The 25,259-nt window shown below is 70.7% G+C and carries 23 protein-coding genes; 12 read left to right on the top strand and 11 right to left on the bottom strand.

Annotated elements, in window-relative coordinates:
* Positions 1–165: 165 nt before the first annotated feature.
* The 3 genes from OG226_RS37865 to OG226_RS37855 are packed head-to-tail and all read left to right on the top strand — an operon-like array spanning position 166 to position 5,036.
* Positions 166–396 carry a hypothetical protein gene (locus tag OG226_RS37865; protein WP_329351381.1) on the top strand — a complete coding sequence of 77 codons (231 nt, stop codon included), beginning with the start codon at positions 166–168 and terminating at the stop codon, positions 394–396.
* Complete coding sequence (locus OG226_RS37860) at positions 389–1,189, top strand: polysaccharide deacetylase family protein (protein WP_329351379.1); 801 nt, start codon at positions 389–391, stop codon at positions 1,187–1,189. Before OG226_RS37865 ends, OG226_RS37860 begins: the two co-directional genes overlap by 8 nt.
* Positions 1,182–5,036, top strand: coding sequence for a lipopolysaccharide biosynthesis protein (locus tag OG226_RS37855; protein ID WP_329351377.1), 3,855 nt, complete (start codon positions 1,182–1,184; stop codon positions 5,034–5,036). The genes OG226_RS37860 and OG226_RS37855 overlap by 8 nt, the downstream gene beginning before the upstream one ends.
* A gap of 53 nt (positions 5,037–5,089) precedes the next feature.
* Here the strand turns inward: OG226_RS37855 and OG226_RS37850 are convergent, their stop codons facing one another.
* Positions 5,090–6,505: a GH39 family glycosyl hydrolase gene (locus OG226_RS37850; RefSeq protein ID WP_328684272.1), complete on the bottom strand. Its 1,416-nt coding sequence runs from the start codon at positions 6,503–6,505 to the stop codon at positions 5,090–5,092.
* 174 nt (positions 6,506–6,679) lie between these two features.
* Here OG226_RS37850 and OG226_RS37845 point away from each other — a divergent pair, with 174 nt between their 5' ends.
* On the top strand, positions 6,680–7,774 hold the full coding sequence (locus OG226_RS37845; protein ID WP_328684271.1) for a DUF5925 domain-containing protein: 1,095 nt from the start codon (positions 6,680–6,682) through the stop codon (positions 7,772–7,774).
* Positions 7,775–7,917: 143 nt separating this feature from the next.
* Here the strand turns inward: OG226_RS37845 and OG226_RS37840 are convergent, their stop codons facing one another.
* Entirely contained in the window at positions 7,918–8,295 is a 378-nt protein-coding gene (locus OG226_RS37840) for a GntR family transcriptional regulator (protein WP_328684270.1), read from the bottom strand.
* A 110-nt stretch (positions 8,296–8,405) separates the two neighbouring features.
* On the opposite strand from OG226_RS37840, the gene OG226_RS37835 reads away from it, so the two are divergent.
* Positions 8,406–9,335 carry a GNAT family N-acetyltransferase gene (locus OG226_RS37835; protein ID WP_328684269.1) on the top strand — a complete coding sequence of 310 codons (930 nt, stop codon included), beginning with the start codon at positions 8,406–8,408 and terminating at the stop codon, positions 9,333–9,335.
* The gene (locus OG226_RS37830; protein WP_328684268.1) at positions 9,316–9,816 is read left to right on the top strand and encodes a DUF402 domain-containing protein; all 501 of its coding nucleotides are present in this window, start codon (positions 9,316–9,318) and stop codon (positions 9,814–9,816) included. Before OG226_RS37835 ends, OG226_RS37830 begins: the two co-directional genes overlap by 20 nt.
* 16 nt (positions 9,817–9,832) lie before the next feature.
* Here OG226_RS37830 and OG226_RS37825 read toward each other — a convergent pair whose 3' ends face one another.
* The gene (locus tag OG226_RS37825) at positions 9,833–10,441 is read right to left on the bottom strand and encodes a class I SAM-dependent methyltransferase (RefSeq protein ID WP_328684267.1); all 609 of its coding nucleotides are present in this window, start codon (positions 10,439–10,441) and stop codon (positions 9,833–9,835) included.
* 134 nt (positions 10,442–10,575) lie between these two features.
* Here OG226_RS37825 and OG226_RS37820 point away from each other — a divergent pair, with 134 nt between their 5' ends.
* Positions 10,576–10,710 (top strand): hypothetical protein, encoded by a 135-nt coding sequence (locus OG226_RS37820; RefSeq protein ID WP_328684266.1) that lies wholly within the window; start codon positions 10,576–10,578, stop codon positions 10,708–10,710.
* Between the two features lie 28 nt (positions 10,711–10,738).
* Here the strand turns inward: OG226_RS37820 and OG226_RS37815 are convergent, their stop codons facing one another.
* The gene (locus OG226_RS37815) at positions 10,739–11,191 is read right to left on the bottom strand and encodes a GNAT family N-acetyltransferase (protein ID WP_328684265.1); all 453 of its coding nucleotides are present in this window, start codon (positions 11,189–11,191) and stop codon (positions 10,739–10,741) included.
* Between the two features lie 197 nt (positions 11,192–11,388).
* Between OG226_RS37815 and OG226_RS37810 the strand changes: the two genes are divergently transcribed.
* Complete coding sequence (locus OG226_RS37810) at positions 11,389–12,435, top strand: lytic polysaccharide monooxygenase auxiliary activity family 9 protein (RefSeq protein ID WP_328684264.1); 1,047 nt, start codon at positions 11,389–11,391, stop codon at positions 12,433–12,435.
* A gap of 70 nt (positions 12,436–12,505) precedes the next feature.
* Here OG226_RS37810 and OG226_RS37805 read toward each other — a convergent pair whose 3' ends face one another.
* Together OG226_RS37805 and OG226_RS37800 are read right to left on the bottom strand one after the other, a co-directional pair.
* Complete coding sequence (locus tag OG226_RS37805) at positions 12,506–13,366, bottom strand: esterase/lipase family protein (RefSeq protein ID WP_328684263.1); 861 nt, start codon at positions 13,364–13,366, stop codon at positions 12,506–12,508.
* A gap of 146 nt (positions 13,367–13,512) precedes the next feature.
* The gene (locus tag OG226_RS37800) at positions 13,513–13,956 is read right to left on the bottom strand and encodes a MarR family winged helix-turn-helix transcriptional regulator (RefSeq protein WP_328684262.1); all 444 of its coding nucleotides are present in this window, start codon (positions 13,954–13,956) and stop codon (positions 13,513–13,515) included.
* Positions 13,957–14,039: 83 nt separating this feature from the next.
* Here OG226_RS37800 and OG226_RS37795 point away from each other — a divergent pair, with 83 nt between their 5' ends.
* Complete coding sequence (locus OG226_RS37795; protein WP_443044961.1) at positions 14,040–14,426, top strand: cupin domain-containing protein; 387 nt, start codon at positions 14,040–14,042, stop codon at positions 14,424–14,426.
* A gap of 185 nt (positions 14,427–14,611) precedes the next feature.
* Positions 14,612–14,815, top strand: coding sequence for a hypothetical protein (locus tag OG226_RS37790; RefSeq protein WP_328684261.1), 204 nt, complete (start codon positions 14,612–14,614; stop codon positions 14,813–14,815).
* Between the two features lie 38 nt (positions 14,816–14,853).
* Here the strand turns inward: OG226_RS37790 and OG226_RS37785 are convergent, their stop codons facing one another.
* A complete protein-coding gene (locus OG226_RS37785) occupies positions 14,854–15,834 on the bottom strand; it encodes a DNA polymerase Y family protein (RefSeq protein WP_328684260.1) in 981 nt (326 codons plus the stop codon).
* On the bottom strand, positions 15,831–19,283 hold the full coding sequence (locus tag OG226_RS37780; protein ID WP_329351374.1) for a DNA polymerase III subunit alpha: 3,453 nt from the start codon (positions 19,281–19,283) through the stop codon (positions 15,831–15,833). Before OG226_RS37780 ends, OG226_RS37785 begins: the two co-directional genes overlap by 4 nt.
* 279 nt (positions 19,284–19,562) lie before the next feature.
* Between OG226_RS37780 and OG226_RS37775 the strand changes: the two genes are divergently transcribed.
* On the top strand, positions 19,563–20,645 hold the full coding sequence (locus tag OG226_RS37775) for a DUF3533 domain-containing protein (protein ID WP_328684258.1): 1,083 nt from the start codon (positions 19,563–19,565) through the stop codon (positions 20,643–20,645).
* Positions 20,642–21,841: an AAA family ATPase gene (locus OG226_RS37770; RefSeq protein WP_329351373.1), complete on the top strand. Its 1,200-nt coding sequence runs from the start codon at positions 20,642–20,644 to the stop codon at positions 21,839–21,841. The genes OG226_RS37775 and OG226_RS37770 overlap by 4 nt, the downstream gene beginning before the upstream one ends.
* A gap of 73 nt (positions 21,842–21,914) precedes the next feature.
* Here the strand turns inward: OG226_RS37770 and OG226_RS37765 are convergent, their stop codons facing one another.
* The 3 genes from OG226_RS37765 to OG226_RS37755 all read right to left on the bottom strand — a co-directional run bounded on the left by OG226_RS37765 (position 21,915) and on the right by OG226_RS37755 (position 25,195).
* Positions 21,915–22,997, bottom strand: coding sequence for a S1 family peptidase (locus tag OG226_RS37765; protein ID WP_329351372.1), 1,083 nt, complete (start codon positions 22,995–22,997; stop codon positions 21,915–21,917).
* Between the two features lie 230 nt (positions 22,998–23,227).
* Positions 23,228–24,136, bottom strand: coding sequence for a slipin family protein (locus tag OG226_RS37760; protein WP_329353638.1), 909 nt, complete (start codon positions 24,134–24,136; stop codon positions 23,228–23,230).
* Positions 24,137–24,298: 162 nt separating this feature from the next.
* Positions 24,299–25,195 carry a S1 family peptidase gene (locus OG226_RS37755; RefSeq protein WP_329351370.1) on the bottom strand — a complete coding sequence of 299 codons (897 nt, stop codon included), beginning with the start codon at positions 25,193–25,195 and terminating at the stop codon, positions 24,299–24,301.
* Positions 25,196–25,259 lie beyond the last annotated feature (64 nt).

Genomic DNA, 25,259 nt, shown 5'->3' with positions numbered 1-25,259 from the left:
CACCGCGACGCGGCGAGACACCCGGGCATGGAGACGCACCCGAACGCGCCAACGCACCTCGGCCCGGGGACGCACACAGACGCAGGGAGACAACCGAACGCGGAGAGGCACCTAAGCATGGGGGCGCACCCGAACACGGGAGCGGACACGGGCCCGGAGACGCACATGGACGCAGGGAGGCACGCGGGCGTGGAGGCGCACCTGGGCATGGACGCGCACCCGAACGCGGGCGTGGAGGCGCACCCGGGCATGGACGCGCACCCGAACGCGGGAGCGGACACGCGCGTGGGGAGGCACCCGGACGCGGAGACTCACCCGGGCATGGGAACGCGCTCGAACGCGCCGACGCATCCGGGCCCGGTGGCGGCAACGAGCGCGGGGGTCAGCCATGAGTGACGTACCGGTGCCGATCCTGATGTACCACTCGGTCGCCGCCGCCCCGAACGACGCCACCCGGGCCCTGTCCGTCGCGCCGGAGGCGTTCGCCGAACAGTTGGCGCTCCTCGGCGACCTGCGCTTCACGCCTGTCAACACGGCTGATCTGGCCGCGAGTTGGCGTTCCGGCAAACCACTGCCCGAGCGCCCGGTCCTGATCACCTTCGACGACGGCTACGAGGGCGTGCACCGGCACGCGCTGCCCGCGCTGGCCCAACACGGCTTCGCGTCCACCCTGTTCGTCTCCACCGGCTGGATCCGGGGCGCCCACGACACCGGCGGCGGCCTGGACACCATGCTCGACTGGGACCAGGTGCGCGAACTCGCGGGCGCGGACGTCGAGATCGGCGGCCACAGCCACACCCACCCGCAGCTCGACCAGCTCGACGACGACACCCTGCGCACGGAGCTGGTCCGCTGCCGGGAGATCGTCGCCGACGAACTCGGGTCCGTACCCGTCTCGTTCGCGTATCCGTACGGCTACTCCAGCCGCCGGGTGCGTCGGGCGGTGCGGGAGACCGGGTTCGCGCAGGCGCTCGCCGTCGGCAACGACCTCGCCCGGCGCCGCCAGGGACCGTACGCCTTGCGCCGGGTAACCGTGCGCCGCAGTACGGGTGTCGAGGAGTTCGAGCGGCTCGTCGAGGGCCGTGCGATCACCCGCAACTTCGCCAGGGACCGTGCCCTCACCCAGGGTTACGCCATGGTCCGCAGAGCTCGACAGGTCCGCCGGAAGGCCAGCCGTTCCCGTGTCTGACACGACGACCACCACCCAGGACGCGGCGCCCGAGACCGAGGCGCCCCAGCAGACGGGGCGCCGACTGCGCCTGCCGGGACGGAGCAAGCCCCCCGGCGGCAGCCCGCTGTTCCGCAACGCCTACGCCCTGATGCTCAACACCGGGATCTCCGCGGTGCTCGGCCTCGGCTACTGGCTGATCGCCGCCCACTACTACTCCCCGTCCGCGGTCGGCCAGGGCTCGGCGGCCATCGCCGCGATGAAGCTCCTCGCCGGGCTCACGGCGGTCACCCTGACCGGCGCCCTGGCCCGCTTCATCCCGGTCGCCGGACGTGCCACCGGGCGCCTCATCTTCCGTACGTACGCGGGCAGTTCGGTCGTCGTCGCGTTCGGGGCCGGGATCTTCCTGCTGACGCTGAACGACTGGGGACCCTCGTACCGCTTCCTGCACGGGCCGATCCCCGCGCTCGGTTTCGTCGTCGCGGTCGTGGCCTGGAACCTGCTGACGCTGCAGGACGGGGTGCTGACCGGGCTGCGCAGCGCGCCCTGGGTGCCGGTGGGCAACACGGTGTTCTCGGCGGTGAAGTTGGCGCTGCTCGTCGGGCTCGCGTCGGTGTTCGCCGCGAGCGGTGTCTTCGTGTCCTGGGTCGCCGCGATCGCCTTCTCCGTGGTGCCGCTCGGCTGGCTGGTGTTCCGACGGCTGGTGCCCCGGCACATCAAGGCGACCGAGGAGCACGCGAGGCCGCCGACCCTGCGGGAGATCGGCAGGTTCCTCGCCGGGGACTACACCGGCTCGCTGTTCTCGCTCGCCGTGGTCTACCTGGTCCCGGTGATCATCGCCTCGCAGGTCAGCTCCGAGGACAACGCGTACTTCTACATCACCACGACGATAGGCGGCACGGTCAACCTGCTCGCCATCAACATGGGCGCCTCGCTGACCGTCGAGGGCTCCCACGACCCGGCACGCATCGCCGCCAACACCCGGGCCGCGCTCAAGCGCATGGCCCGGATCATGCTGCCGATCTGCGGGCTGCTGTTCGTCGGCGCCCCGTACATCCTGGGCGTGTTCGGCGCGGGCTACGCGGACGCGGCGACCCCGCTGCTGCGCTGGTTCGCGGTGGGCGCGCTGCTGCGGGTCCTCATGGAGACGTACTTCGCGGTGCTGCGCGCGCAGAGCCGCACCGGTGGACTCGCCTGGCTGCAGGGCCTGTTGTGCGTCCTGGTGCTCAGCCTGACGCTGCTGCTGCTCCCCCGCATGGGCCTGACCGGCGCGGGCGTCGCCGAGATCTCCAGCCTCGCGGTGATCGTGGCGATCGCCGCGCCCAAGCTGTTCAAGACGCTACGGGCCGCACCGGCCGCTGAGTCGCCCGAGGACGCGGCACCGGACGGCGACCTCGCCGACCTGGGCGCGCGCGAGGTCCCGGTCGCCGCACCGCGCCGTCGCGGTCCGGCCTGGGCGCTCGACTCCGACACCCTCGCGCTCGGCATACACGTCGACTTCGACCACCTGGAACGCCGGCCGGACGTACGCCCGGGCCCCGGCACCCCGCCCACCGGCACACCCATCGTGTCCGGCGAGCAGCGTCCGACCTGGGCGCTCGGCATCAAGCGGTCCGAGGTCGTCGGGCTGCCCGTCGAGGAACGTGAACCCGGCTCGGAGTCATCACTGAGCCCGTCCGCCGAGCCGGAGGCGGACGCGCCGTTCGAGCCCGCCAACGGCTCCGACCGGGTGGTCGTACCGGAGGCCTCGCTCGTACGGGAACAGGCCCGGGAGGACGCGGCCGAGCGGGAGCGGGAGGCGCGGGAGTCCGAAGTGCCGCCGCCCGCACGGCCGTTGTCCCTGCGTGAGCGCCTGGTGCCCACGCGCCCCGGCGTCGTGCTCGGCTGTCTGCTGGTCGCCGCGCTGCTCCTGTACTGGGTGCCCGCGGCGCGGCTCGGCGAGTCCGACCTGGACCGCATGGGCGGGCTCGGCCTGATCTCGGTGCTGCCGCTGCCCACGCTGGCCGGCGCCGCGCTGCTGGTCGTGGTGTTCGCCGCGCTGCTGTGGCTGGGCCGCGAACACAAGGCACTGCTGCTGGTCACCCTGCTCGCGACCGTCATCTCCCTGCACGCGCTGCCCGCGGTGATCGAGACCGAGCCACGTTTCCCGACGGCCTGGCAGCACCTCGGGTTCATCGACTACATCGACCGCACCGGGTCGGCCGTACCCGACCTGGACGCCCGCTGGAGCTGGCCGGGCTTCTTCGCGGTGGCCGCGTTCATCGGCAAGGCATGCGGGTTCACCGACTGGACCGAGGTCATCCGCTGGTGGCCCACGGCCATCCAACTCGCCTATCTGGCACCGATGTTCCTGCTGGTGCGCTCGTTGCGGGCGAGCTGGCGGGCGAAGTGGACCGGCATCTGGATCTTCGTGCTCAGCGGCTGGGTCGGCCAGGACTACTTCTCCCCGCAGGGCTTCACCTTCCTGCTCTACCTGGCCTTCGTCGCGATCCTCCTGGTCTGGTTCCGGGCACCGCACGTCCTGTGGACGAGGACGCGGCCGGGCGAGGCGGAGGTCGAACCCACCGACCGGCGCCAACAGGCCGTCCTGCTCCTGGTGTTGATCGGTCTGTTCGCGGCGAGCGTCCCGGCCCACCAACTCACGCCGTTCGTGATGCTGGGCGTGCTCACGGTCCTCGTCCTGCTCGGCCGCTCCGAACTCCGCGGCCTGCCCATCCTGTTCGGGGTGCTGGTCGCGGTCTGGCTCGGCTTCATGGCCGAGCCGTACTGGTCCGGACACTTCAACGACCTCTTCGGCGGGGTCGGCGGCGTCGGCAGCAACGTCTCGACGTCCGTCTCCGGCCGTATCCAGGGCGGCAGTTCGACCCACAAGCTGGTCCTCTACACCCGCGTCCTGCTGGCCGGCGGCGTCATGGCCTTCGCCTGCTGGGGCTGGTGGTGGCGCCGCCACCACCAATACCGCGAACGCTCCCTGCTCGTCCTCACCTTCGTCCCGTTCCTGGGCTTCGGCATGCAGTCCTACGGCGGCGAGATGGCGCTGCGCGTCTTCATGTTCGCGGTGCCCGGCGCGGCCCTGCTCGCGGGTCTCGCCCTCTTCCCGCGCACCGGCGCCACCGCCAAGGAGCGCGAGAAGGACCGGTCGAGGCTCGCCCCGCCGGCCGCGCTGCTCGCCGGTCTGCTGCTCATGGGCGGCTTCCTGGTGGCCCGTTGGGGCAACGAGGGCTTCGAGCGGGTGCGGCCCGGCGAGGTCGCGGCCATGAACTACGTGTACGCCCACGACACGCCGACGGTACGGCTGCTGTGGCTGACCGACGACACGGTCAACGACGTGACGCCGGCGATGCCGTGGGGCGCGAAGGACATGGAACGGGTCAACTACGTCCCGACGCCGGCCCCTTCGGACCCGGTGCTGGTGTCCGGTCTGGTCAAGGCACTCAAGGACGCGGGCCCGAACTCGTACCTGATGCTGAACAAGAGCCAGGTCGTCTCGCTCCAGTTGGACGCGGGCTACTCGGCGACCTGGGAGTCCCGGCTCATCCAGAACCTGGACAACCGGCAGGAGTTGAAGAAGGTCCTCGTCAACGCCGACGTGACCATGTACTCCCTGCGCGACCAACCGGCGGGTGCGGTCCCGAAGCCCGATCCCGGGCCGATCGGACCGCAGATCACCTGGACACCGTGGTCGGTGGTCGGCGCGCTCGCCGCCCTCGCCCTGATCCTGATGCTGACGGCCCGCGAGGTCGTCCGGGTCGCGGTCCGGCCGAGTGTGCGTCAACTGCGGTGGCTGCAGAGCAGTTTCTGGTTCTCGCTGCCTCTGCTGGCAGTGGTGCTGGCCTCGCTGGTGCAGCGGTTCCTGACCATGAAGTGACCGTGAAGTGACAGTGGGGCGGCGGCGTTCCGGGGTTCATGGGGTCAAGTGGCTCATCGCGTGAGCCACTTGACCCCGTAGGCCGTCATGTCGAACTGCCTGCCGTCGACCTTCGCGCTGATCTGCCGGTCCAGGGTGTTCACGACCAGGATGGTCTTGTCGGTGGCCAGCACCCGTACGTTGGGCACGTCGTCGGCGGCGACCGACACGGTCTCGTACTTCGTGCCGGGCCCGAAGGCCGCGTCGAAGCGGGACACCAGGTCGTACATGGGGAGTTGCCGCCCGCCGTCGGAGCTGTCGGTCGGCGTCCACAGGCAGCCCGCGCAGTCCGTGCCCTTCTCCTCCTCCGGGTTCCAGTAGAAGCCGGAGGTGGCGCCGCCCCTGGCCAGGGCGATCATGCCGGTGGCCTGGACGGCGACGCGGTGGGTCTCGGACCAGCCCTTGCGGTCGTCGTTGCCGTCGGCGGGCTCGACGTAGTACTCGGCCCACCACAGCGGCAGGTCGTGCGTCTGCTCACGGACCCACTTGCTGACGGCGGTGAATTTGTCGGTGGCCCCGAACTCGTTCGGCAGCAGGTCGTCGTCGTTGGTGTAGCTGGAGCCGTCGACGACCACGAAGTCCGCGCCGACCTTGTTCTTGTTCCAGTAGTCGAAGGCGTCGACGATCCGCTGGTCCATCGCGCCCCAACTGCCCTTGAAAGTACTGGAGGCGTTCGCGTCGCGCGGGTCCACGCTGTCCATCACCAGATAGGGGCCGCCGACCATGATCTTCGGGTTGACCTTCTTCAGCGCCTTGTAGACCAGGTTGTAGAGCCGGGTGTAACCCTCGTAGTCCCAGCGTTGTTTGGCGTCGTTCCAGAAGCCCTTGAACTCGTTCCACACGATGAAGTGGGTGACGTCCGGGTACCGCTTGGCGACCGTCGCGGCGAGCGCGGCGTAGTCCGCGTAGTGGTCGGGCTTCGGCGCCGTCTCCAGCGAGGCCTGGCTCCAATTGGTCTTGTCGGCACCGGACTTGCCGCCCTTCATCCAGTCCGGCGAGCAGCACAGCGTGATGACCGGGGTGCCGCCCGACTTGCGCATGAAGTCGACCCGGCGGTCCAGGGCGCCGAAGTCGTAACGCCCCTTCACCGGCTCGGGGTTGTCGGCACCCCAGCCCATGATGGCCTGGTCCTGCGGGAGTTGGGACTTGGCCAGCAGCTCCTCGACGCGCTCGGTCGCGGTGTCGCTGCCCTCGTCGGCGCTGTACTGGGTGTGGGTGAAGCCCCAGCCGACCTCGGGCCGGTCCTCGTCGGGCGGGGTCGCCGGGGTGCCGTGCACCTTGTCGCCGTCGCGCGAGGTGCCGGCGGTGCTGCCGCCGCCGGGCAGCGTGTTGATCAGGGTCACGATCAGCGCCAGTGCGGCCACACCGACGCCGAGCAGCGCGGTGAGCCGCCACCGCAGTGCCCCCGAATTCCACCCATGACGTCCCATCAAGGGCAACAGTACGGTGCAGGGAACAGGTCGGGCAGATCCGTACGCGCACAGGCTTGTAACAGGGCGGGGGCGTAACGGCGCGAGCAGGTCCGGAAGTCCGCGGTTCGACCGTGCCCCGGCGCACTGCGGAAAGCGGGTGCACACGGCGTCCGTGTGCCGGATCATGGCCGCATGTCCGCTAACCCACACGACGCTCTGCCGATTCGGCTCAACGTCGACGACTCCGACTCCCCGTCCGACGTCGTCGACGCGCTGTTCCTCGGCCGCTTCGCGACGGGCGAGCAGCCGTACTCGCACGCGGCGAACATCGACCGTGTCCGGACCGGGGCGACCCTGCTCCCGCCAGGTGCCCGCGTGCTGCGCGCCGCCCGCGACGACGACCGCAGCGCGACCCTCGCCGAGGGCGACGGCTGGACCCTGCTGATCTCCCGCTGGAACCGCGGCGCCGACGTCACGGTCACGGCGACCAGCGAGGAGCTCGCCGAGAAGGTCCTCGACCAGGCGACCGACGGCGCGGCGGACGAACCCGAACCGCAGCCGGAGAACGTGACGATGGGGTTCTGGTACGTCTCCCCCAGGCGCGGCCCGCACCGTACGACCCGGCAGATCTCGGCGGGCACGTGGGACGAGGTGCGCGCCAACTACACGCGTCCGGTGGCCGATGCGATGGACACCCTGATGAAGACGACCCCGGAGGACATCGCGGGCCGGCTGCTGTTGCTGCACGGCCCGCCCGGCACCGGCAAGACCTCGGCGCTGCGCACGCTGGCCCGTTCCTGGCGGGACTGGTGCCAGGTGGACTGCGTGCTGGACCCGGAGCGGCTGTTCAGCGACGTCGGCTATCTGATGGACATCGCGATCGGCGAGGACGACACGACGGGCAAGGGCCGTTGGCGGCTCCTCCTGCTGGAGGACTGCGACGAGTTGATCCGCGGCGAGGCGAAGCACACGGCGGGCCAGGCACTGTCCCGGCTCCTCAACCTCACGGACGGTCTCCTCGGCCAGGGCCGCAACGTCCTGGTCGGTGTCACCACCAACGAGGACCTGGAGCGGCTCCACCCCGCCGTCGTCCGCCCCGGCCGCTGCCTCGCCCGCATCGAGGTCGGCCCCCTCACCCGCAAGGAGTCGGTGAACTGGCTCGGCACGGAGGAGGGCGTGGGCCGCGAGGGCGCGACCCTGGCAGAGCTGTACGCCCTGCGCCGCGGCACCCAACCGACATCGGTACCGGACCAACGGGAGGGCGCGGACGCGGGGTTGTACTTGTAGCGACACCGGCTCCGCCACTCCGGTAGCCACGCCGACCGCGCCGCTCTTCCGACAACACCGGCTGCGCCATGTCTCCATCCGGCCGGCATCCGTCTCCGCCGCAACGGCGCTCCGCCGCAACGGTGAATCACGGCGGCGCCGAACTACCCTCGCCCTTCCCCGTAAGCCGCCCGCAGGGCATCCCGCACAGCCGCCACCGCATCCCCCTCCGCAAGCCCCAGCCGCCGAACCCTCTCCGCATAGACCTGCGCGGCCGACGAAGCCTCACGCTCCGCCGCCGAGCCCGCAGCCGCGACAAACGTCCCGTTGCGCCCGCGCGTCTCGATCACCCCGTCCGTCTCCAGCGCCCGGTACGCCTTGGCGACGGTGTTGGCGGCGAGGCCGAGCGACTCGGCCAGTCCTCGTACCGTGGGCAGCTTGTAGCCGACCGGCAGTGCTCCCGACCGGGCCTGCTCCGAGATCCGGGCGCGGATCTGCTCGTAGGGCGCGGCACTGTCATCGATGTGGATCTTCAAGGTCACGCCCGATTGTCCCGCACCCACCACGGAACGCACCCTCAGGGAATCCGGCGAAGGCACCCTCCGGAAAATAAGAGGCACTCCCGCGCGGCTCCGCCGTAGCGTGCGACCCCATGACCGTGATCGCACGCGACCTGCGCCCCGATGTCCGGGCGGACCTGGACGGTTTCGTCGAGGTCCGCCGACTCGCGCTCCCCTACATGCTGTTCACCCCGGAGTCCGTCGCCCACGACATCGCCCACGCCCAGCCGGAGGCCGCGCTGCGCAGGCTGGTCGCGGAGGAGGACGGCGAGATCATCGGCACGGCCCAGGTGGGCATCGCCTACGACAGCCCGGAACCCGACCGCGGCTTCGTCAACGTGTACGTGCACCCGGAGCGGACGCGCCGGGGCGCGGGCTCGCTCCTGGCCCGCGCCGCCGAGGAGCATCTGGCCGCCGTGGGCGCGACCCGGCTCTACACCTGGGTCCTGGACGAGCCGGCCAACCACGGCTTCGCCGAACGCTTCGGCTATACGGCGAGCCGCTCCGCGTACTTCCTCCGCCTGGACCTGGCGCACGGCGCACTCCCCCCGCTCCAGGACCCGCCGCCGGATGTCGAGATCCGCCCGGGCTCCGACTTCTCCGACGACCCGCGCCCCCTGTTCGAGCTGGACGCGGAGGCGATGGCCGACGAACCCAGCGACATCGGCACCGAGTTCACGGACTACCAGGCCTGGCTGGACGGGACCTGGCAACACCCTTTGTTCAGCCAGGAGTTGACGTCCGTGGCCCTCATCGACGGACGCCCGGCGGCCTTCAGCGCCGCCCGCACGGACGACGGCACCCGCTACGGCACGGTGATGACCGGCACCGCCCGCGCCCACCGCGGCCGAGGCCTCGCCAAGCTCGCCAAGAACGACTCCCTGCACCGCGCCCGCGCCGCCGGTTACACGGAGGCGTTCACGGGCAACGACACCGGCAACGGGCCGATGCTCGCGATCAACACCTGGTTCGGCTACGAGACCTGCGCCACGGAGGTGCGCTATGTCCGCGAACTCACCTGAACCCATGGGCCAGTTGGACGTCATCATCGTCAAGGCGGGCCGCACGAAGATCCGTTACACCGCCGACCTGCTCTTCGACGACGGCACCCGCCTCGCCGTCCGCGCCCCGTGGGCCGGTGACGGCGTCCGCGACTTCGGCTTCGTCCGCTTCGAGCACGGCGACATCTTCACCGAGTACTACTGGCGGGACCGCTGGTACTCCCTGAAGGAAGTCCGGCACCACACCGGGGAGTTGAAGGGCTGGTACTGCGACATCACCCGCCCCGCCACGCTCTCCGGCACCGAACTCGTCGTGGAGGACCTCGATCTGGACCTGTGGATCTCCGCCGACGGGACGGACGTACGACGGCTGGACGAGGACGAGTTCGAGGAGAGCGGGCTGGCCGGGTCGGACCCCGCGGCCGCGGCGGCGGCCGTGGCCGCGCTCGACGAGTTGGAGAGGCTGGCCCGTGAGGGCGGGTTCGACGCGCTGGTGGCGTGACGTCGGGCGGGCTCGCTCAGGGGATGGCGGGGATGGCCACCACCGCGTACCGCTCGTCGTCCACGCCCTTCCCCCACAGCTGCAGGTCGTCCGACAGCCGCTCCACGTGCACGTACCCGGCGAGGGGTGTCAGGAGGTCGGTGAGGCGGTCGGCCGGTATGCCGACCGGGCTGACCGTCCCCCAGCGGCCCTCGATCAGCACGAGCCGACCGCCGGGGCGCAGCAGCCCGCGCCAGTGCCGCAGGACCCGGGCGGGGTCGGGCAGCGTCCACAGCACATGCCGTACGAGGACGACGTCGAAGCGCTGCTCGCCCACCGGAGGTGCCGCCGCGTCACCGACCAGGAACGCCGCGTCACGGCCGGCCAGCTTGGCGCGGGCGAGGTCCACCATCGCCGGGGAGAGGTCGACGCCGGTGACGTGGTGCCCCTGCTCGGCCGCGAGGAGCGACAGGCTGCCGGTGCCGCAGCCGAGGTCGAGGACGTCGGCGGCGCGGTCGGGCAGCCAGCCGTGCAGCCGGTCGGCCCAGGCCCGGCGGATCTCCGGGTCGCGCAGCCCGTGATCGGGCTCTTCGTCGAAGGTCGCGGCCTCCGCGTCCCAGTCGACGTTCGCTACAGGTTCACTCATACGCCCAGCGTGACACCCGCCACTGACAGTCCCAGCGTGACAGCCGCCACAGACAGACCCGCGCCGATGAGTCACTCTCCCCGGAACGGTCTACCCCGTGAGAACACGACCCGGGTGGACACAAGGAGGCAGCCATGCGCCGCGTGACCGTGCAGAAGCCCCTGAAGAAGTCGGACACCCGTCGGGTACGGGACAAGGCCGACGAGCGCCCTGTCGAGCGCCCCGAGGTCCGCAAGGACATCGCCCGCACGTGGTGGCCGGACGGCTGACCCCGGCCTGCCCCTGGTTCGCCCCCGGTCAGCCCACCCGCTTCCGGTAGTGGACGCGGTCGTACGGCCCGTCCGCGCGTCGCTCCACGACCTCGTACCCGAACCTCGGGTAGATCTCCTGGTTCTCCCACATCAGCGCGTTGGTGTAGAGCCTGACCTCGGCCAGCCCGAGCGCACGCGCGCGTGCGTCCACGAATTCCAGGAGCAGCCGTCCTACGCCCCTGCCGTGTGCCTCGGGGTGGACGGCGATGCTGTCGAGGAACAGGTGATCGTCATGTTGCTCGGTCACCACGAGCCCGATCACGGGGTCCCCCGTGACGAACACCCGCCCGGCGACCACGTTCGCCATGTGGTCCGCCTCCATGGGCTGCGGCACCACACCGATGCGCGGAATGTAGTGGCCGTACGCCATATCGGTCACGGCCTTCACCACGGGCACATCGGCGACGACGGCGACACGAACCCCGTCCGCTCCGCTCATCCGCAACACATCCCTCCGTGCGCTCACGGAACCGTCCGTCTCTGAGCCCTCGGTTAGCCCTGCCTTAACACGACCATAAGGATCTCCCTCTCCCGTCTCCAGCAGGCGATTCCGCGGTTTCCAGGGGCTAGCTTCTGATCACCCCCACGGAATCCGTCCCCCGCGCCGAGCACCGTCCGAGGAGTTGGAGTTCCACCATGCCCGCACGCCGCAAGGTCGCCGCTGTCGCCGTCCTCGGGATGACCCCGCTCGCCCTGACCGCGCTCACCGCGGCGCCCGCGGCGGCGCACGGTTCGATGGGCGACCCGGTCAGCCGGGTCGCGCAGTGCTACGCGGAGGGGCCGGAGAGCCCGAAGTCGGACGCGTGCAAGGCGGCGGTCGCGGCCGGTGGGACGCAGGCGCTCTACGACTGGAACGGCATCCGGATCGGTGACGCGAACGGGCAGCACCAGACGCTGATCCCGGACGGGAAGCTGTGCAGCGCGAACAACGAGGAGTTCAAGGGCCTCGACCTGGCCCGCGCCGACTGGCCGGCGACGAGCGTGAGCAGCGGCTCGTACACCTTCAAGTACCGGGTGACCGCCCCGCACAAGGGCACCTTCAAGGTCTATGTCACCAAGTCCGGCTACGACCCCGCGCAGCCGCTCGCCTGGGCGGACCTGGACCTGGAGCACCCGGTCGCGACGTCCACCGACCCGGTCGCGACGGGCGGCTTCTACACATTCTCCGGCACCCTCCCGCAACGCTCCGGCAAGCAGCTCCTGTACGCGATCTGGCAGCGCTCGGACAGCCCGGAGGCGTTCTACTCCTGCTCGGACGTCAGCTTCGGCGGGAGCGGAGGCGGCAAGGGCAGTGGCAGTGGCGCGAGCGCCAACGGCGGTGGTACGGCGGGCAGTTCGACACCGACACCCGCCGCTCCCACCACTCCGGCACCCACCGCCTCCGCCCCCTCCAACCAGCAGATCGCAGCCGGTGCCGACAAGTCGACCGTCGAGCACAACGGCCACGGGGACACGGACGCGAGCACGTCGGCGGAGCCGGCCGCCGCGACGAACCAGGCGGCCTCCGAGGCCAACGAGCCGCAGGCGGCGGGGAGTTCGAAGAACCTCGCCGAGACCGGCGCCAACAACAGCTCGCCGTATCTCATCGTGGGCGGCGCGGCCTCCCTGGCACTCGGCGCCGCGGCCCTGTTCGCCTCGGTCCGCCGCCGCGCGACCAACGGCGGTGGACGGCACGGCCGTTGAGCACGGCCCGTGCAGGGGGCGGGGTCTGTCCGGCGGCTCAGGTCGGACAGACCCCGCGGTGTGCGTACGGTCAACTGAGCGCCGACAGGCAGTTGGTGGTGGTGGCGTGGGCCGGGTCGAGGGCGTTGGCGACCTCGTGGAAGGCGATCCGGTCGGTGAGCCCGAGCAGGGCGTGCTCCGACAGATCGAGTGAACACAGGTTCTGGATCAGCACGTTGTGCACGTCGGATCCGCTCAGGAACTGACTCGTGTAGGGCGTGACGACCTCGTCGTACCTGGTGGCGATGACCGTGTAGTGGACGCCGGGGACGGTGTCGCCGCCCGCGTTCAGCTTGGCGAGGAAGGCCGAGCCGGCGACCTGGTCGGCGAGACCGGGGGCGGCCGAGGCGATCACGTCCTCGGCGCCCGGGAAGTACGGCAGGAGCTTGGTGAGGCCGTCCAGGGTGGTGCCGTGGTTGTCGGGCGCGATGCCGACGAAGGTGTTCACCTTGGCGCCGCCGCCGAGGAACTTCAGGTAGTAGCGGGGCATCATGCCGCCCTGCGAGTGCCCGACGAGGTCGACCTTGGCGGCGCCGGTCGCGGCGAGCACCTTGTCGACGTAGACCTGGAGTTGGGCCGCCGACTGGTCGATGGGGCCGAGGCCGTATACGAGGGGGACGCCGGGGAGCTGGCCGTAGTCGAGGGAGAAGACGCAGTAGCCGCGGACTTCCAGGTACGGCGCAAGGGTCAGCCAGTTGTCGGTGGCGTTGGCGAAGGTGCCGTGCACGAGGACGACGGGGTCGGGGTGGGCGGTGGAGGGCCGGCAACCGTAGTCGTTCCAACCAGTGCTGGGGGCGCTCGCCGCGTGCGCGGCGGTGGCGGGAACGGCGGCGACCGCGGCGGTCAGAAGCAGCGCGGTCAGGGGTCTGAGCAGTCGTTTCCAGGGCAGCATCGTGTGATCTCCTTGCGGCTCAAGGGAGTTGCGACGGCCTTACGCCCTGTGATCCGGATCACAAGAATGCTGTTCACCCGTCAAGTTACGAGTGAGTAGGTGAAGTGTGAAGTTACGCGTCAGTAAAAACTTCCAGTGATAACCAGTCACCAGGTCGGCCTGAGGGGACCGTAGGGCGCAATACGCCGCAAACGGTCACACAACACGCGCACTTCACCCTCCCCCAGCAGTTCGACCCAGGGCCGCACGGCCTCCAGCGCCGCCTCCTCCGCGGCTCGCGTGCAGGCCCAGCCCAACTCCGTGAGCACGACCAGTCGGGCGCGCGCGTCACCAGGGTGCGGGCGCCGTTCGGCGTACCCCTTGCGCACGATTTCGTCGACGAGCTGACTCGCGGCCTGCTTGGTGACTCCGAGGTGTGCGGCGAGATCGGTTGCCGTCGCCCCGTCCGGCGCGAGCCGCGCGAAGGCGAAGCCGTGCGCCGGGCGCACCTCGAAGCCGCGGGCGACGACCCCGTCGTTGATGCGCTTCGTCAGGTCGCCCGCGGCGGCGAGCAGGGCGGCGGTCAGGGCGATGGCCTCGGAGTTCTCCACGACGGCATTGAAACACCCTTGACGAACCGGTCAAGCTGCTTGACCATGTTGGGGATATGGTCAAGCAGCTTGACCATCTGTTCATGGAGGCACCCGTGCCCGTCGTCCACCCGTCCGACGCCGTCGTCCACGAGATCCACGGCGCCCGCTTCGTCTCGTACGCCCACCCCCGCACCGGCAGCGAGGAGCTGTGCGCCTGGCGGGGCGAGATCCCCGCCGGCACCAAAGCACCGCTGCACACCGTCAACCACGAGGAGATCCTGCACATCCTCGAAGGCGAGCTGGTGATCACGCTCGACGGTCGTAGCGAACGGGTCGGTGCGGGTGACACGTTGATCATCAACCCGGGGGCGACCTTCGGCGTCGAGAACCCCACCGACCGGACCGTGATCACCTGGGTCACCACGACCATCGGCCTGGAGGCGGAATTGGCGGACGGTACGCGGATCGTCGCGCCGTGGGCCAACTGACGCGGGACGCCGCTTCCCGATCCTGGTCGCGCACTGCGCCCCTGCCGCCAACACCCCAGCCCGTACGACGTTCTCGTTCCGTAAGGTTTTCGACCGTCCCCAGCGCGTCGAACGGGACGAAGCTGAGCGGTGAACGCGGGCGGGTGCCGCCTGCGTGACGTATCGGTGTGGGAAATGGAGTGACCATGGTGGTCCGTGGTGTCGGCGGGATCATCCTTGTCGTACTCGGCGCGGTCTGGATCGCGCAGGGTGTCGGCGCGATGAACGGCTCGGCCATGTCCGGCCACGGTCAGTACGCGGTGCTGGGCGTGGTGGTCGCGCTGGTCGGGCTCTTCCTGCTGGTGCGGGCCTGGCAGGTGCGCAACCGCGATCTCCAGCAACGCCCTTGAACGTAGGGGCAGTTCCACGATTCTCGGCGACACGGATCTCAGTCCGCCAGCGCCGCCGGGCGTACCGCCTCCTGCCCGAAGCGTCGACGGGCACGGTCCGCGGCGGCTTCGACCGCGCGGGCGCGGGCGTCCCCGGGATCCATGGAGAGCTGACGGTAGGCACAGCTCGCCGGGCGTAGGTCGTCGGCGCGGAGCACGAAGGCACGCACGCGGGCGCGTTGCAGTCCGAGGGAGGTCAACAGGCCCAGGGCGGTGGCGGCGACGGCGGGTGAGTGGTCGGTGGGCTCCGGCAGCGCACGCGTACGCGTGGTTGAGCTGCGGTCGGCGTATCTCACCGCGAGGGTGAGTCGGCTCGCGAACTTCCTTTCTCCGCGCAGGCGTTGGCCGATCCGGTCGGCAAGTCCCAGGACGGCGCGATGGTGTTGGGCCGGGTCCAGGCAGTCCCGGCTCAGGACCAGGTCGGCGGCGAGATGCGCCGCCGGTTCCGCGGGGACGACCGGGCGGGGGTCGTGGCCGCGGGCGCGCTCGGCCAACAGCCGTGCCTGGCCCGCGCCGAGGAGCCGTTGCAGGGTCGCCGGAGGCAGGTCGGTGAGCTGGCCGATGGTGTGCAGGCCGTATCGGTGCAGTGTGTCCGCCGTGGCGCGGCCGATCCCGGGCAGCGCGGTGACCGGCCGGGGGTACAACCAGTCGGCCGCTTCCCCGGTGGGCACCCAGGTGGTGTCCCCCGGGGCGGACGCGTCGGCCGCCATCGCCGCCACCATGCGGTTGCCCGCGAGGCCGGCACTGCTGTCGATGTCGTAGAGGGCCTTCAGTCTCATCTTCACCGTCTGGACCGCGTCGTAGGCGGACATGTCGAAGTATCGGAGCGCCGAAGTCAGGTCCACCTGAAGGGCGTTGGACGGGATGGCCTGGACGTGGGGCGTGATACCGGACACCAGTTCGATTATGTCGTCGTACCGAACCTCGCTCAGCGCGGCATGCAGATGAAAGTGGGCGATGTGCCGCCGACGCGTGGTCATCCCGCACTCCCCGGGCTGCGGTGGCCGAACTTCTTCAGGTCGGCCGAGCGGGTGCCCGCGGGCTGGAGGTCGGCGTAGGGGTGGAGGCGGGCGCCTGTGGTGCCGTTGGCGAGGGTGCGTTGCGGCTGGGCGGGCGTCGGATGCGGGCGGTCGGCACCCAGGAGGGCGAGCGCCGCCTCCGGGCCGTCGTCCCGGCGGGCGCCCGCGATCTCGTCCAGGTCCCAGGCCATGGAACCGACGACGGTACGACGGGTGCCGCGCACCTGGACCGTGCCGCGCACCAGCAGCAGCCCGCTGTGGAAGACGGTGTACGCGCAGGCCGGGTGGGAGTCCTCGAAGAAGGCGAGGTCGACCAGGCCCGAGCCGTCCTCCAGGGTGACGAAGATGATCCGCTTGCCGCTCGCGATCGGCGGGGTCTGGGTGGAAGCCCGCACCCCGGCGACCAACACCTGCTGCCCCGCGCGCAGTTCGGCCAGGTGCGCCGCGTCCGTCGCGCCGATCTCGCGCAGCAGCCGGTGGTGATGCTCCATCAGATGCCGGGAGACATCGATGCCAAGGGTGCCCAACTCGGCGCTCAGTGCCTCGCGTCCGGTCATCTCCGGCAACCCGCTCGGCTCGACTCCCCCAACAGCACCCGTATCCATGGGCAGTTGACCGGCCCCCGCGGTCCGGTTGCGGGACTGCCGGTGCAACTCGGCGATCTGGAGCAGCAGATCACGCCGGGTGAGGCGACCGTCGTGCAGACAGGTCAACGCGCCGATCTCCGCGAGGCGTTCGGCGACCGGTCTGCTGGGACGACCCCGCTGCCAGAAGTCGGACAGCGATCCGTACGGCTGCCCCTCCTCGATCCGCGCGCACTCCTCCTCGCTGATGCCGCGCACCCCGGACAGCGCGAGTCGCACGCCCCACTCCTCCTTCTCGGTCATCTCCACGGTGTGCTTCACCCTGGAGCGGTTGATGTCGACGGACAGGATCGGCACACCGCGCCGGCGGGCGTCGGAGACCAGCACCCGCTTGGGCCACATCCCGGGGTCGTGTTCGAGCAACCCGGCCAGCAGGAACGCCGGATGATGTGCCTTCAACCAGGCGCTCTGCAGCGCCGGTACGGCGAAGGCGACCGCGTGGGCGCGGCAGAAGCCGTACGCCCCGAAGGCCTCGACGGTCTTCCAGACCTCGTCCCGGACCGCCGGGCTGTAGCCACGCGCGCGTGCCTTCTCGTGGAACCAGTCCTTGATCCGGGGCAGTTGGTCCTTGTCGCCCAGCGCCCGCCGGGTGATCTCCGCGAAGGCCCGCTCGCAGCCGGTCAGCACATGCAGCGTGTCGATGATCTGCTCGTGCCAGATGGTCACGCCGTAGGTGTCGGCGAGCACGGGTTCGAGGTCCCGGTGCGCATACACCGGCGTACCGCCATGACGCGCGGCGATGTACCGCTCGGGCATGCCGCCGGCGACCGGGCCGGGGCGGAAGAGGCTGATGTCGGCGATGACGTCCTGCACGTCGCGTGGTTGGAGTCTCGACAAAAGGTCTTGTTGACCGGGCGACTCCAATTGAAACAGCCCCAGCGTCTGGCTCTCCTGGATGAGCTTGAACGCGAACACGTCGTCGAGCGGGACCTGTTGGGGGTCGTCGAGGTCGATGCGGTTGCCGGTGGCGCGTTCGATCTCGGTGACGGCGTGGGCCATCGCGGACTGCATACGGACGCCCAGGACGTCGAGTTTGATGTTGCCCAGCGCCTCGATCTCCTCCTTCGCGGCCATCGCCATCGGGTAGTCGCCCTGCGGGGTGGGCTGCACCGGCAACCGGTCCAGGAGAGTGGCGTCGCTGATGACCACGCCACAGGGGTGCATGGCCATGCCGTGGATCAGGGAGTCGAGGCCTTCGGCGAGTTCCCACAACGGCCCGTAGCGGCCCATCTCCCTTGCCAGTTGGCGCAGTTCGGGCAGTTCGGCGAGCGCGCTCGTGATGCCGGAGGCGCGCAGGTGCGGAAAACTCTTGGCGATCCGGTCGACGTCGGCCGGGGCGATGCCCAGCGCCAGGCCGGTGTCGCGCAGCGCCCTGCGCGCCCGGTAGGTCTCGGGCATCGCGGTGACCGCCACCCGCTCCTTCCCGAACCGTTCGAAGATCGCGTCGTAGCACTCCAGGCGGCGGGCGGACTCCACGTCGATGTCGATGTCGGGCAGCGATTCGCGGCGGGTGCTCAGGAAGCGCTCGAACAGCAGGCTGTGGTCGAGCGGGTTGGCGGTGGCGATGTCCAGCGCGTGGCAGACCAGCGAGCCGGCGCCGGAGCCGCGGGCGGCGACCCGGATGCCCTTGGCCCGGATGTCGGCGACGACCTGGCCGACGGCGAGGAAGTACGCGTCGTAGTTCCAGTGGGAGATGACGGCGAGTTCCTCCTCCAGCCGGTCGCGTGCCGCCCGGTCACGGTCGAGGCCGCGTCGGACCAGGCCCTCCTCGGACCGCAGGCGCAGCAGCCCGGCCGCGCCGCCCGTCTCCGGTCCCGCGCCGAAGAGCGACGGTTCCGGGAAGTGCGGGGTGCCGAGACCGAGGTCGGCGGCCGGGTCGACGGCGCACCCGGCCGCGGTGTCCGCGGTGTCCGCCATCAGCCGGCGGGCCCGGCGGACGTCCGCTCCGGCGCACTCGGCGATCATCCTGGCCACGACCGTCATCTCCCTCTCGTCCTTGAGCCAGCGCTGCCCGCTGTCCAGCCGGCGCCGGTCGATGGGGCGCAGCAGCCGTGCCGCGTCCAGGACGTCGGCGAGGCGGTGCTGGGCGGGGTCGGCGTAGCGGACGGCGTTGGAGAGTACGGCGGTGGTGCGGGTGCGGTCGGCCAGGGCGAGGGTGCGGGCGGCCAGCCGCAGGGAGCCAGGAGCAGTGCCGAAACGATTCTGCGCTACGGCCTCCAAGCGGACCCCCCTCCCGAAGATCTCCCGCCAGGGAGCCAGCAGCTTCATCGCTACGTCCTCCCGGCCCACCGACAGCGCCCGCACCGGCTCCGAGAGCGGGCCGAGCAGCACGGTCAGCCCGGGGCCGCCGTACTCGCGCAGCGCCTCCCACGGCACCACCGGCGCCGTACCGGACAGGGCACCCTCGTGCGCCGCCGACGTGATGCGGCACAGCCGCGCCCAGCCCGCCCGGTCCTGGGCCAGCAGCACGAACCGCAGGGGCGGCTCGACCACGTGCGCGCCACCGCGTGCGGGGGTGCGCGGGCGCTGTGCGGGCGGCGGGGGTGCGAGGGCCTCCACCGCCAGGTCGATGCCGAGGATCGGCCGGACGCCGTCCTTGACGCACGCCCGCGCGAAGCGGACGGCGCCGGTGACCGTGTCCCGGTCGGTGAGCGCGAGCGCCGTCATGCCCTGCCCGACCGCCCGCCGCACGAGCTGTTCGGGATGGGAGGCGCCGTAGCGGGCGGAGTAACCGGACGCGACGTGCAGATGGGCGAAGCCCGCCATGCCGCACCTCCATCACTCCACCCCTTTTCAGCCATCCGCCCGATATGTTCATCGCACGCTCGTTCGATTACTCTAGCCCCATCAGCCCCGGTCAGCGACCCACATTCGAACACATCAGCTATTCCTTGGGGAGGTGCACGGTGGCCGAAACAGACGCCGCTCCGTCAGCTCCCCGTCCGGGCCGGGCAGTTGGGGAGAAAAGTTTTCCGAACACACGTACGACATCCGTTCGGCCCCTTCCCGCCTGCGTGAAGACCCGGCCACCGAGACCGTGGGCACATGACAGAGACCCCGGGTGCCGGTACGTCCCGTACGTCCTTCTTCGGTGAGGTGAAGGACGCGGTCACCCTGCGGGCCGGCCTGCTCGTCGTCGGTGTGGTCGCTCTTCAGCTGCTCTTCATCGCCTCCTACGTAGGCGCGCTGCACAACCCGAAGCCCAGGGATGTGTCTTTCGGAGTCGTCGCCCCTCAGGTCACGGCCGAGCAGACGGTGGCCCGGCTGAAGCAACTGCCCGGCTCACCGCTCGACCCGCGCGCGGTGTCCGACGCGGCGACCGCGCGGAGGCAGATCCTGAACCGGGACATCGACGGCGCCCTCGTCATCGACCCGCGCGGCACCAAGGACACGCTCCTGGTCGCCACCGGCGGCGGCACCGTCCTCGCGACCACCCTGGAGACCATCACCGCCACCCTGGAGAGGACCGAGCAGCGCACGGTCCGGACGGTGGACGTGGCGCCGGCCTCGTCCCAGGACTTCGACGGGCTGTCGTCGTTCTACCTGGTCGTCGGCTGGTGCGTCGGCGGCTATCTGTGCGCCTCGATCCTGGCGATCAGCACCGGCGCCCGGCCCGCCAACCCGCGCCGCGCGATGATCCGGCTGATCACCATGGCGCTGGTCGCGATCGTCGGCGGCCTCGGCGGCGCGGTGATCGTCGGGCCGATCCTGGGGGCGCTGCCGGGCAGTGTGATGGCGTTCTGGGGGCTCGGCGCGCTGATCACGTTCGCCGTGGGAGCGGCGACCCTGGGGTTGCAGGGGGTCTTCGGGGTCGTGGGCATCGGTCTGGCGATCCTGCTGGTGGTGATCGCGGGCAACCCGAGCGCGGGCGGCGCCTTCCCGCTGCCGCTGCTGCCGCCGTTCTGGAACGCGATCGGACCCGCGCTGCCACCGGGCGCCGGCACCTGGGTGGCGCGCTCGATCGCCTACTTCAAGGGCAACGCCATCACCGGCCCGCTGCTGGTCCTGTCGGCCTGGGCGCTCGCCGGGATCGTGGTCACCCTGCTGGCGGCGACGCTGCGCCGGAAGCACGAGGACCTGCTGGACCGACCGGGACTGTCAGACCCGTCTGCAACCCTGGACGCATGATCAGCACCCTCGCCGTCGAGAACTACCGTTCCCTGCGCCGCCTGATCGTCCCGCTGACGCGACTGAACGTGATCACGGGGGCGAACGGCACGGGCAAGTCGAGCCTCTACCGCTCGCTGCGCCTGCTCGCCGCGTCCGCGCGCGGCGGTGCCGTCGCCGCGCTCGCGCAGGAGGGCGGGCTGCCGTCGGTCCTGTGGGCGGGCCCGGAGAAGATCGGCCGCGCGGTGCGCGAGGGCAGACATCCCGTGCAGGGCACGGTCCGCTCGGGCCCGGTCAGTCTGCAACTGGGCTTCGCGGGCGACGAGTTCGGGTACGCGATCGACTTCGGGCACCCCAGCCCGTCCCCGGGGACGGACCGCGTGGCGTCCATGTTCAACCTCGACCCGGAGATCAAACGCGAGTCCATCTGGAGCGGCCCCGTCCTGCGCCCGGCCTCGGTGCTCTCCGACCGCGCGGGAGCCGCCGTCAGACTCCGCGGCGCGGGCGGCGGCTGGTCCCGCGCCCACGGCACCCTGCGCCCGTACGACAGCATGCTCGGCGAACTGGCCGACCCCCAGCACGCCCCCGACGTCCTGGCGGTACGGGAGTTCATCAGGTCCTGGCGGTTCTACGACCATGTCCGCACCGACGCGGACGCGCCGGCCCGCGCCGCCCAGATCGGCACGCGCACACCCGTGCTCAGCGGTGACGGCTCCGATCTGGCCGCCGCCCTGCAGACGATCCGCGAGGTCGGTGACGCCGAGGCGCTGGACGCGGCCGTGGACGCGGCCTTCCCCGGCAGTCAGGTCCACATCGCCGACCTCGGCGGCCGTTTCCAGCTCGCCCTGCGCCAGCACGGGCTGCTGCGCGCGCTCACCGCCGCCGAGCTGTCGGACGGCACCCTGCGCTATCTCCTGTGGGCGGCGGCCCTGTTGACACCCCGGCCCCCGTCGCTGCTCGTGCTGAACGAGCCGGAGACGAGCCTCCACCCGGACCTGATCCCGCCGCTCGCCGACCTGATCCTCACCGCCACCAAGGACACCCAGATCGTCGTGGTCACCCACGCCCGACCGCTCGCGGACGCCCTCCAGAAGGGCGCGATACGGCACCGTCTCGACGTCAACTCCATAGAACTGGTGAAGGAGTTCGGGCAGACGACGGTGGCGGGGCGCGAGGGCCCGCTCGACGAACCGCTGTGGTACTGGCCCACGCGCTGAGCCGGCTGCAGGGACACGGAAGTCCCGCTCCCTCGCGCGCGGGAGCGGGACTTCGCACCACCCTGTGGGCAGGTCAGCCGATCTGCGCCCCGAACGTCGACAGCGCCTCGGTGACCGGCTGGAAGAAGGTCTCGCCGCCCGAGGCGCAGTCGCCGCTGCCCCCGGAGGTGAGGCCGATCGCCGCGTCGCCGTCGAACAGCGAGCCGCCGCTGTCACCGGGCTCGGCGCAGACGTCGGTCCGGATCAGGCCGTTGACGATGTCGCCGTTGCCGTAGTTCACGGTGGCGTCCAGGCCGGTGACCGTGCCGGTGTGGACCTGGGTCGTGGAGCCGCTGCGGGTCACCTTCTCGCCGACGGTGGCGTCGGCGACGTGGGTGATGGCCTGCGAGGAGCCGTTGTAGAGGTCGACCGCGCTCGGGTGGGCGACGTCCGAGGTGTACTTGACCAGCCCGAAGTCGTTGTCCGGGAAGCTGGACTGCTCGTTCGTGCCGATCTGGTTGCCGTTGGAGTCGGACCAGGTGGAGATGGCCTCGGTGCAGTGCCCGGCGGTGATGAAGTACGGCGCGCCGCCCTTGACCACGTTGAAGCCGAGCGAACAGCGCCCGCCCGAGCCGGAGATGGCGTCGCCACCTGCGATGAAGGGCTTGAACTCCCCCTTGGTGCGCTGGAGTTCGGCCTTGCCGCCGAGCCCGTCGACGACCTTGGTGAGCTTGGTCCACTCGGCGTCGGAGACCGTGCGGTCCGCGGTGACGACGACCTTGTTGGTGGTGGGGTCGGTCGCCCACGAGGTGCCGGGGATCGTCGCGTCCTGCTTGAGGGTCGTACGGGCGTCGGTCAGTTCGGCGAGGGAGTTCTCGACGATTCTCGCCTTGGCGCCGGCCGCCTCGACGGTGTCGGCGGCGGCCCGGTCGAGCACGTTGACCACGAGGCTCTTGGTCTTCGCGTCGTAGAACGTGCCGGCCGCGTCGGTGCCGAGGTTCTCGCCGAGCGTCGAGGCGAGCTTTCCGGCCGCGAGGGCCGAGAGGGTGTGGGGTGCGGCCGCCCGTGTGGTCTCGCTGGCGTTCGCACTCTGCAAGGCGACTCCCGCGACGACCAGTGCGGCTATGCCCGCGCCTGCCACGGCCACCCGTCGCCCGGGTATGCGTCGGTGCTTCAACTCGTGTCCTCCTGTGGGGGGTCGGCCCGCCAGGTTGTGGGGACCCGACCGGCCGAAAGGTAGGTTGACGAGCGCCTACTCTTCCGAATCGCACAGGGAGCGCACAAGGTCGACTTCAGGTCGTGCGCGGAACGCGGTCGCACGCCCCCTCGCTTTGAATGTTCACGGCCATCCCAGGCCGTTCGCACTGCAAACACTGGGCGCGAGCATCGCTCATCAGTCGGTGAGGTCTAGTCCTGTCTTGAAATCGACCCGTCCGAGTCCGGATCCGACTGGGGCTCGGCGGGCGGAAGTTGCTCCTGCACCGGTTGCGACGCCACGGCGGCAACCGGCGCCGCAGGTGCCACGGGCGCCGCGGGCGCGGCAGGTGCGCTCGGAGCCGGTGCCGCTCGCTCCAGGAACCGCAGCAGCTCGACCGGGAACGGCAGCACCAGGGTCGAGTTCTTCTCGGCAGCGACCGCCACCACTGTTTGCAGCAGCCGGAGTTGGAGTGCGGCGGGCTGTTCGGACATCACCCCGGCGGCCTCCGCCAGCTTCTTCGAGGCCTGCAACTCGGCGTCCGCGTTGATGATCCGGGCCCGCCGCTCACGGTCGGCCTCGGCCTGCCGGGCCATCGAGCGCTTCATCGTCTCGGGCAGCGACACGTCCTTGATCTCGACGCGGTCGATCTGCACACCCCAGCCGATGGACGGGCTGTCGATCATCAACTCCAGGCCCTGGTTGAGCTTTTCGCGGTTGGAGAGCAGATCGTCGAGGTCGCTCTTGCCGATGATCGACCGCAGCGAGGTCTGTGCCATCTGCGAGACGGCGAAGCGGTAGTCCTCGACCTGCACCAACGCGTCCGCCGCGTCGATGACCTTGAAATAGACGACCGCGTCCACCCGGACCGTCACGTTGTCGCGGGTGATGCCCTCCTGCGCGGGCACGGGCATCGTCACGATCTGCATGTTGACCTTGCGGAGCTTGTCCACGAACGGGACGACCATCGTGAAGCCCGCCCCGCGCACCTCGGGCCGCAGCCTGCCGAGCCGGAACACCACGCCCCGCTCGTACTGTTTGACGACCCGCGCGGCCGCCATCGCGTACACCACTCCGACGGACGCGAGTGTCACTCCCGCCGTCACCAGCTCCTCGACCATCACGGCCCCCCAGGGTCCGACGTGGCGCACCAGGTGCCTTCTCCGATACACACGACGGTAACTCCGTGTGCCACACAAGAGCGAGCCCCCGCACGCCAGTTGCGTACGGGGACTCGCTTCGCCACCGGCTGCAGTCCGGAGCGGAAGACGTTCAGGCGGGCGTCAGCCGACGCTCACGCCGTAGTAGCTCAGCGCCTCGGTGACCGGCTGGAAGAAGGTCGTACCACCGGAGGTGCAGTTGCCGCTGCCGCCCGAGGTCAGACCGTAGGCCACAGTGCCGGAGTACAGGGGACCGCCACTGTCGCCGCCCTCGGCGCAGACGGTGGTCTGGATCATCTGGTACACCACGTCGCCGCTGCCGTAGTTGACGGTGGCGTTCAGTGCCGTGACCCGGCCGCTGTGCGTACCGGTGGTGGAGCCACGCCGGTAGACGGTCGTGCCCACGCTCGGCGTGGCCGCGCTGCTGATGGTCTGGCTGCCGACCGCGCTGGGGTGCGCGGCCGAGCCGGTGTAGCGCACCAGCGCGAAGTCGTTGGTCGGGAAGCTGTAGCTGACGTTGGTGCCCAGCACCGTGCTCTGACCGGAGTTGGAGTACCAGGTGGAGGCGACCTCACCGCAGTGGCCGGCGGTCAGGAAGTAGTACGTGCTCCCGCTGTGCACGTTGAAGCCGAGCGAGCAGCGGTAGCCACCGCCGTAGATGGCGTCGCCGCCGGTGATCAGCCTCTTGAACTGACCCGCCGTGTGCTTGATGGTGATCGCGTCGGCGGTGCTGCCCGCCTGCGCCTTGATCTTCGCGATCTCGGCCTGGGACACCGTGCTGTCGACGGTGACGACGACACGGTTCGTCTTGCTGTCGACCGACCAGGCGGTGCCCGGGACATCGGCCTTGAGCACGGACGAGTTGGCCGTGGAGAGCTGGGTCGCGCTGAACGTCCGGGCTTCACTGGCGCTCGCGGTGGGGACGGCGAACGCGGCGGCGGCGGCGAATCCGGTGGCCACGGCGATCAGCCTGGTCCGTCTCGCGATTCCGCTGCGCGGGGTGGTGCGCTTGATCCTCACGTTTCGTTCCCTCCTAGGGGAATTCGGGGGCCCGCGTGGGGTCGGGGCCCGTGAGGCGCAGTCA

The organism is Streptomyces sp. NBC_01261, assembly GCF_036226385.1.
Lineage (GTDB): Bacteria > Actinomycetota > Actinomycetes > Streptomycetales > Streptomycetaceae > Streptomyces.
The sequence above is the reverse complement of the archived record's forward strand: the minus strand, read 5'-3'. Positions and strand labels throughout refer to the sequence as shown.

Excerpts from the sequence above, each read along its gene's own strand:
- OG226_RS37780 (WP_329351374.1), bottom strand. The coding sequence starts at position 19,283 with ATGGCGGGCTTCGCCCATCTGCACGTCGCGTCCGGTTACTCCGCCCGC.
- OG226_RS37815 (WP_328684265.1), bottom strand. The coding sequence starts at position 11,191 with ATGAGCGGAGCGGACGGGGTTCGTGTCGCCGTCGTCGCCGATGTGCCC.
- OG226_RS37820 (WP_328684266.1), top strand. The coding sequence starts at position 10,576 with ATGCGCCGCGTGACCGTGCAGAAGCCCCTGAAGAAGTCGGACACCCGT.
- OG226_RS37790 (WP_328684261.1), top strand. The coding sequence starts at position 14,612 with ATGGTGGTCCGTGGTGTCGGCGGGATCATCCTTGTCGTACTCGGCGCG.
- OG226_RS37760 (WP_329353638.1), bottom strand. The coding sequence starts at position 24,136 with ATGGTCGAGGAGCTGGTGACGGCGGGAGTGACACTCGCGTCCGTCGGA.
- OG226_RS37770 (WP_329351373.1), top strand. The coding sequence starts at position 20,642 with ATGATCAGCACCCTCGCCGTCGAGAACTACCGTTCCCTGCGCCGCCTG.
- OG226_RS37860 (WP_329351379.1), top strand. The coding sequence starts at position 389 with ATGAGTGACGTACCGGTGCCGATCCTGATGTACCACTCGGTCGCCGCC.
- OG226_RS37805 (WP_328684263.1), bottom strand. The coding sequence starts at position 13,366 with ATGCTGCCCTGGAAACGACTGCTCAGACCCCTGACCGCGCTGCTTCTG.
- OG226_RS37845 (WP_328684271.1), top strand. The coding sequence starts at position 6,680 with ATGTCCGCTAACCCACACGACGCTCTGCCGATTCGGCTCAACGTCGAC.
- OG226_RS37865 (WP_329351381.1), top strand. The coding sequence starts at position 166 with ATGGACGCAGGGAGGCACGCGGGCGTGGAGGCGCACCTGGGCATGGAC.
- OG226_RS37775 (WP_328684258.1), top strand. The coding sequence starts at position 19,563 with ATGACAGAGACCCCGGGTGCCGGTACGTCCCGTACGTCCTTCTTCGGT.
- OG226_RS37830 (WP_328684268.1), top strand. The coding sequence starts at position 9,316 with ATGTCCGCGAACTCACCTGAACCCATGGGCCAGTTGGACGTCATCATC.
- OG226_RS37825 (WP_328684267.1), bottom strand. The coding sequence starts at position 10,441 with ATGAGTGAACCTGTAGCGAACGTCGACTGGGACGCGGAGGCCGCGACC.
- OG226_RS37795 (WP_443044961.1), top strand. The coding sequence starts at position 14,040 with ATGGAGGCACCCGTGCCCGTCGTCCACCCGTCCGACGCCGTCGTCCAC.
- OG226_RS37810 (WP_328684264.1), top strand. The coding sequence starts at position 11,389 with ATGCCCGCACGCCGCAAGGTCGCCGCTGTCGCCGTCCTCGGGATGACC.
- OG226_RS37785 (WP_328684260.1), bottom strand. The coding sequence starts at position 15,834 with ATGACCACGCGTCGGCGGCACATCGCCCACTTTCATCTGCATGCCGCG.
- OG226_RS37835 (WP_328684269.1), top strand. The coding sequence starts at position 8,406 with ATGACCGTGATCGCACGCGACCTGCGCCCCGATGTCCGGGCGGACCTG.
- OG226_RS37850 (WP_328684272.1), bottom strand. The coding sequence starts at position 6,505 with ATGGGACGTCATGGGTGGAATTCGGGGGCACTGCGGTGGCGGCTCACC.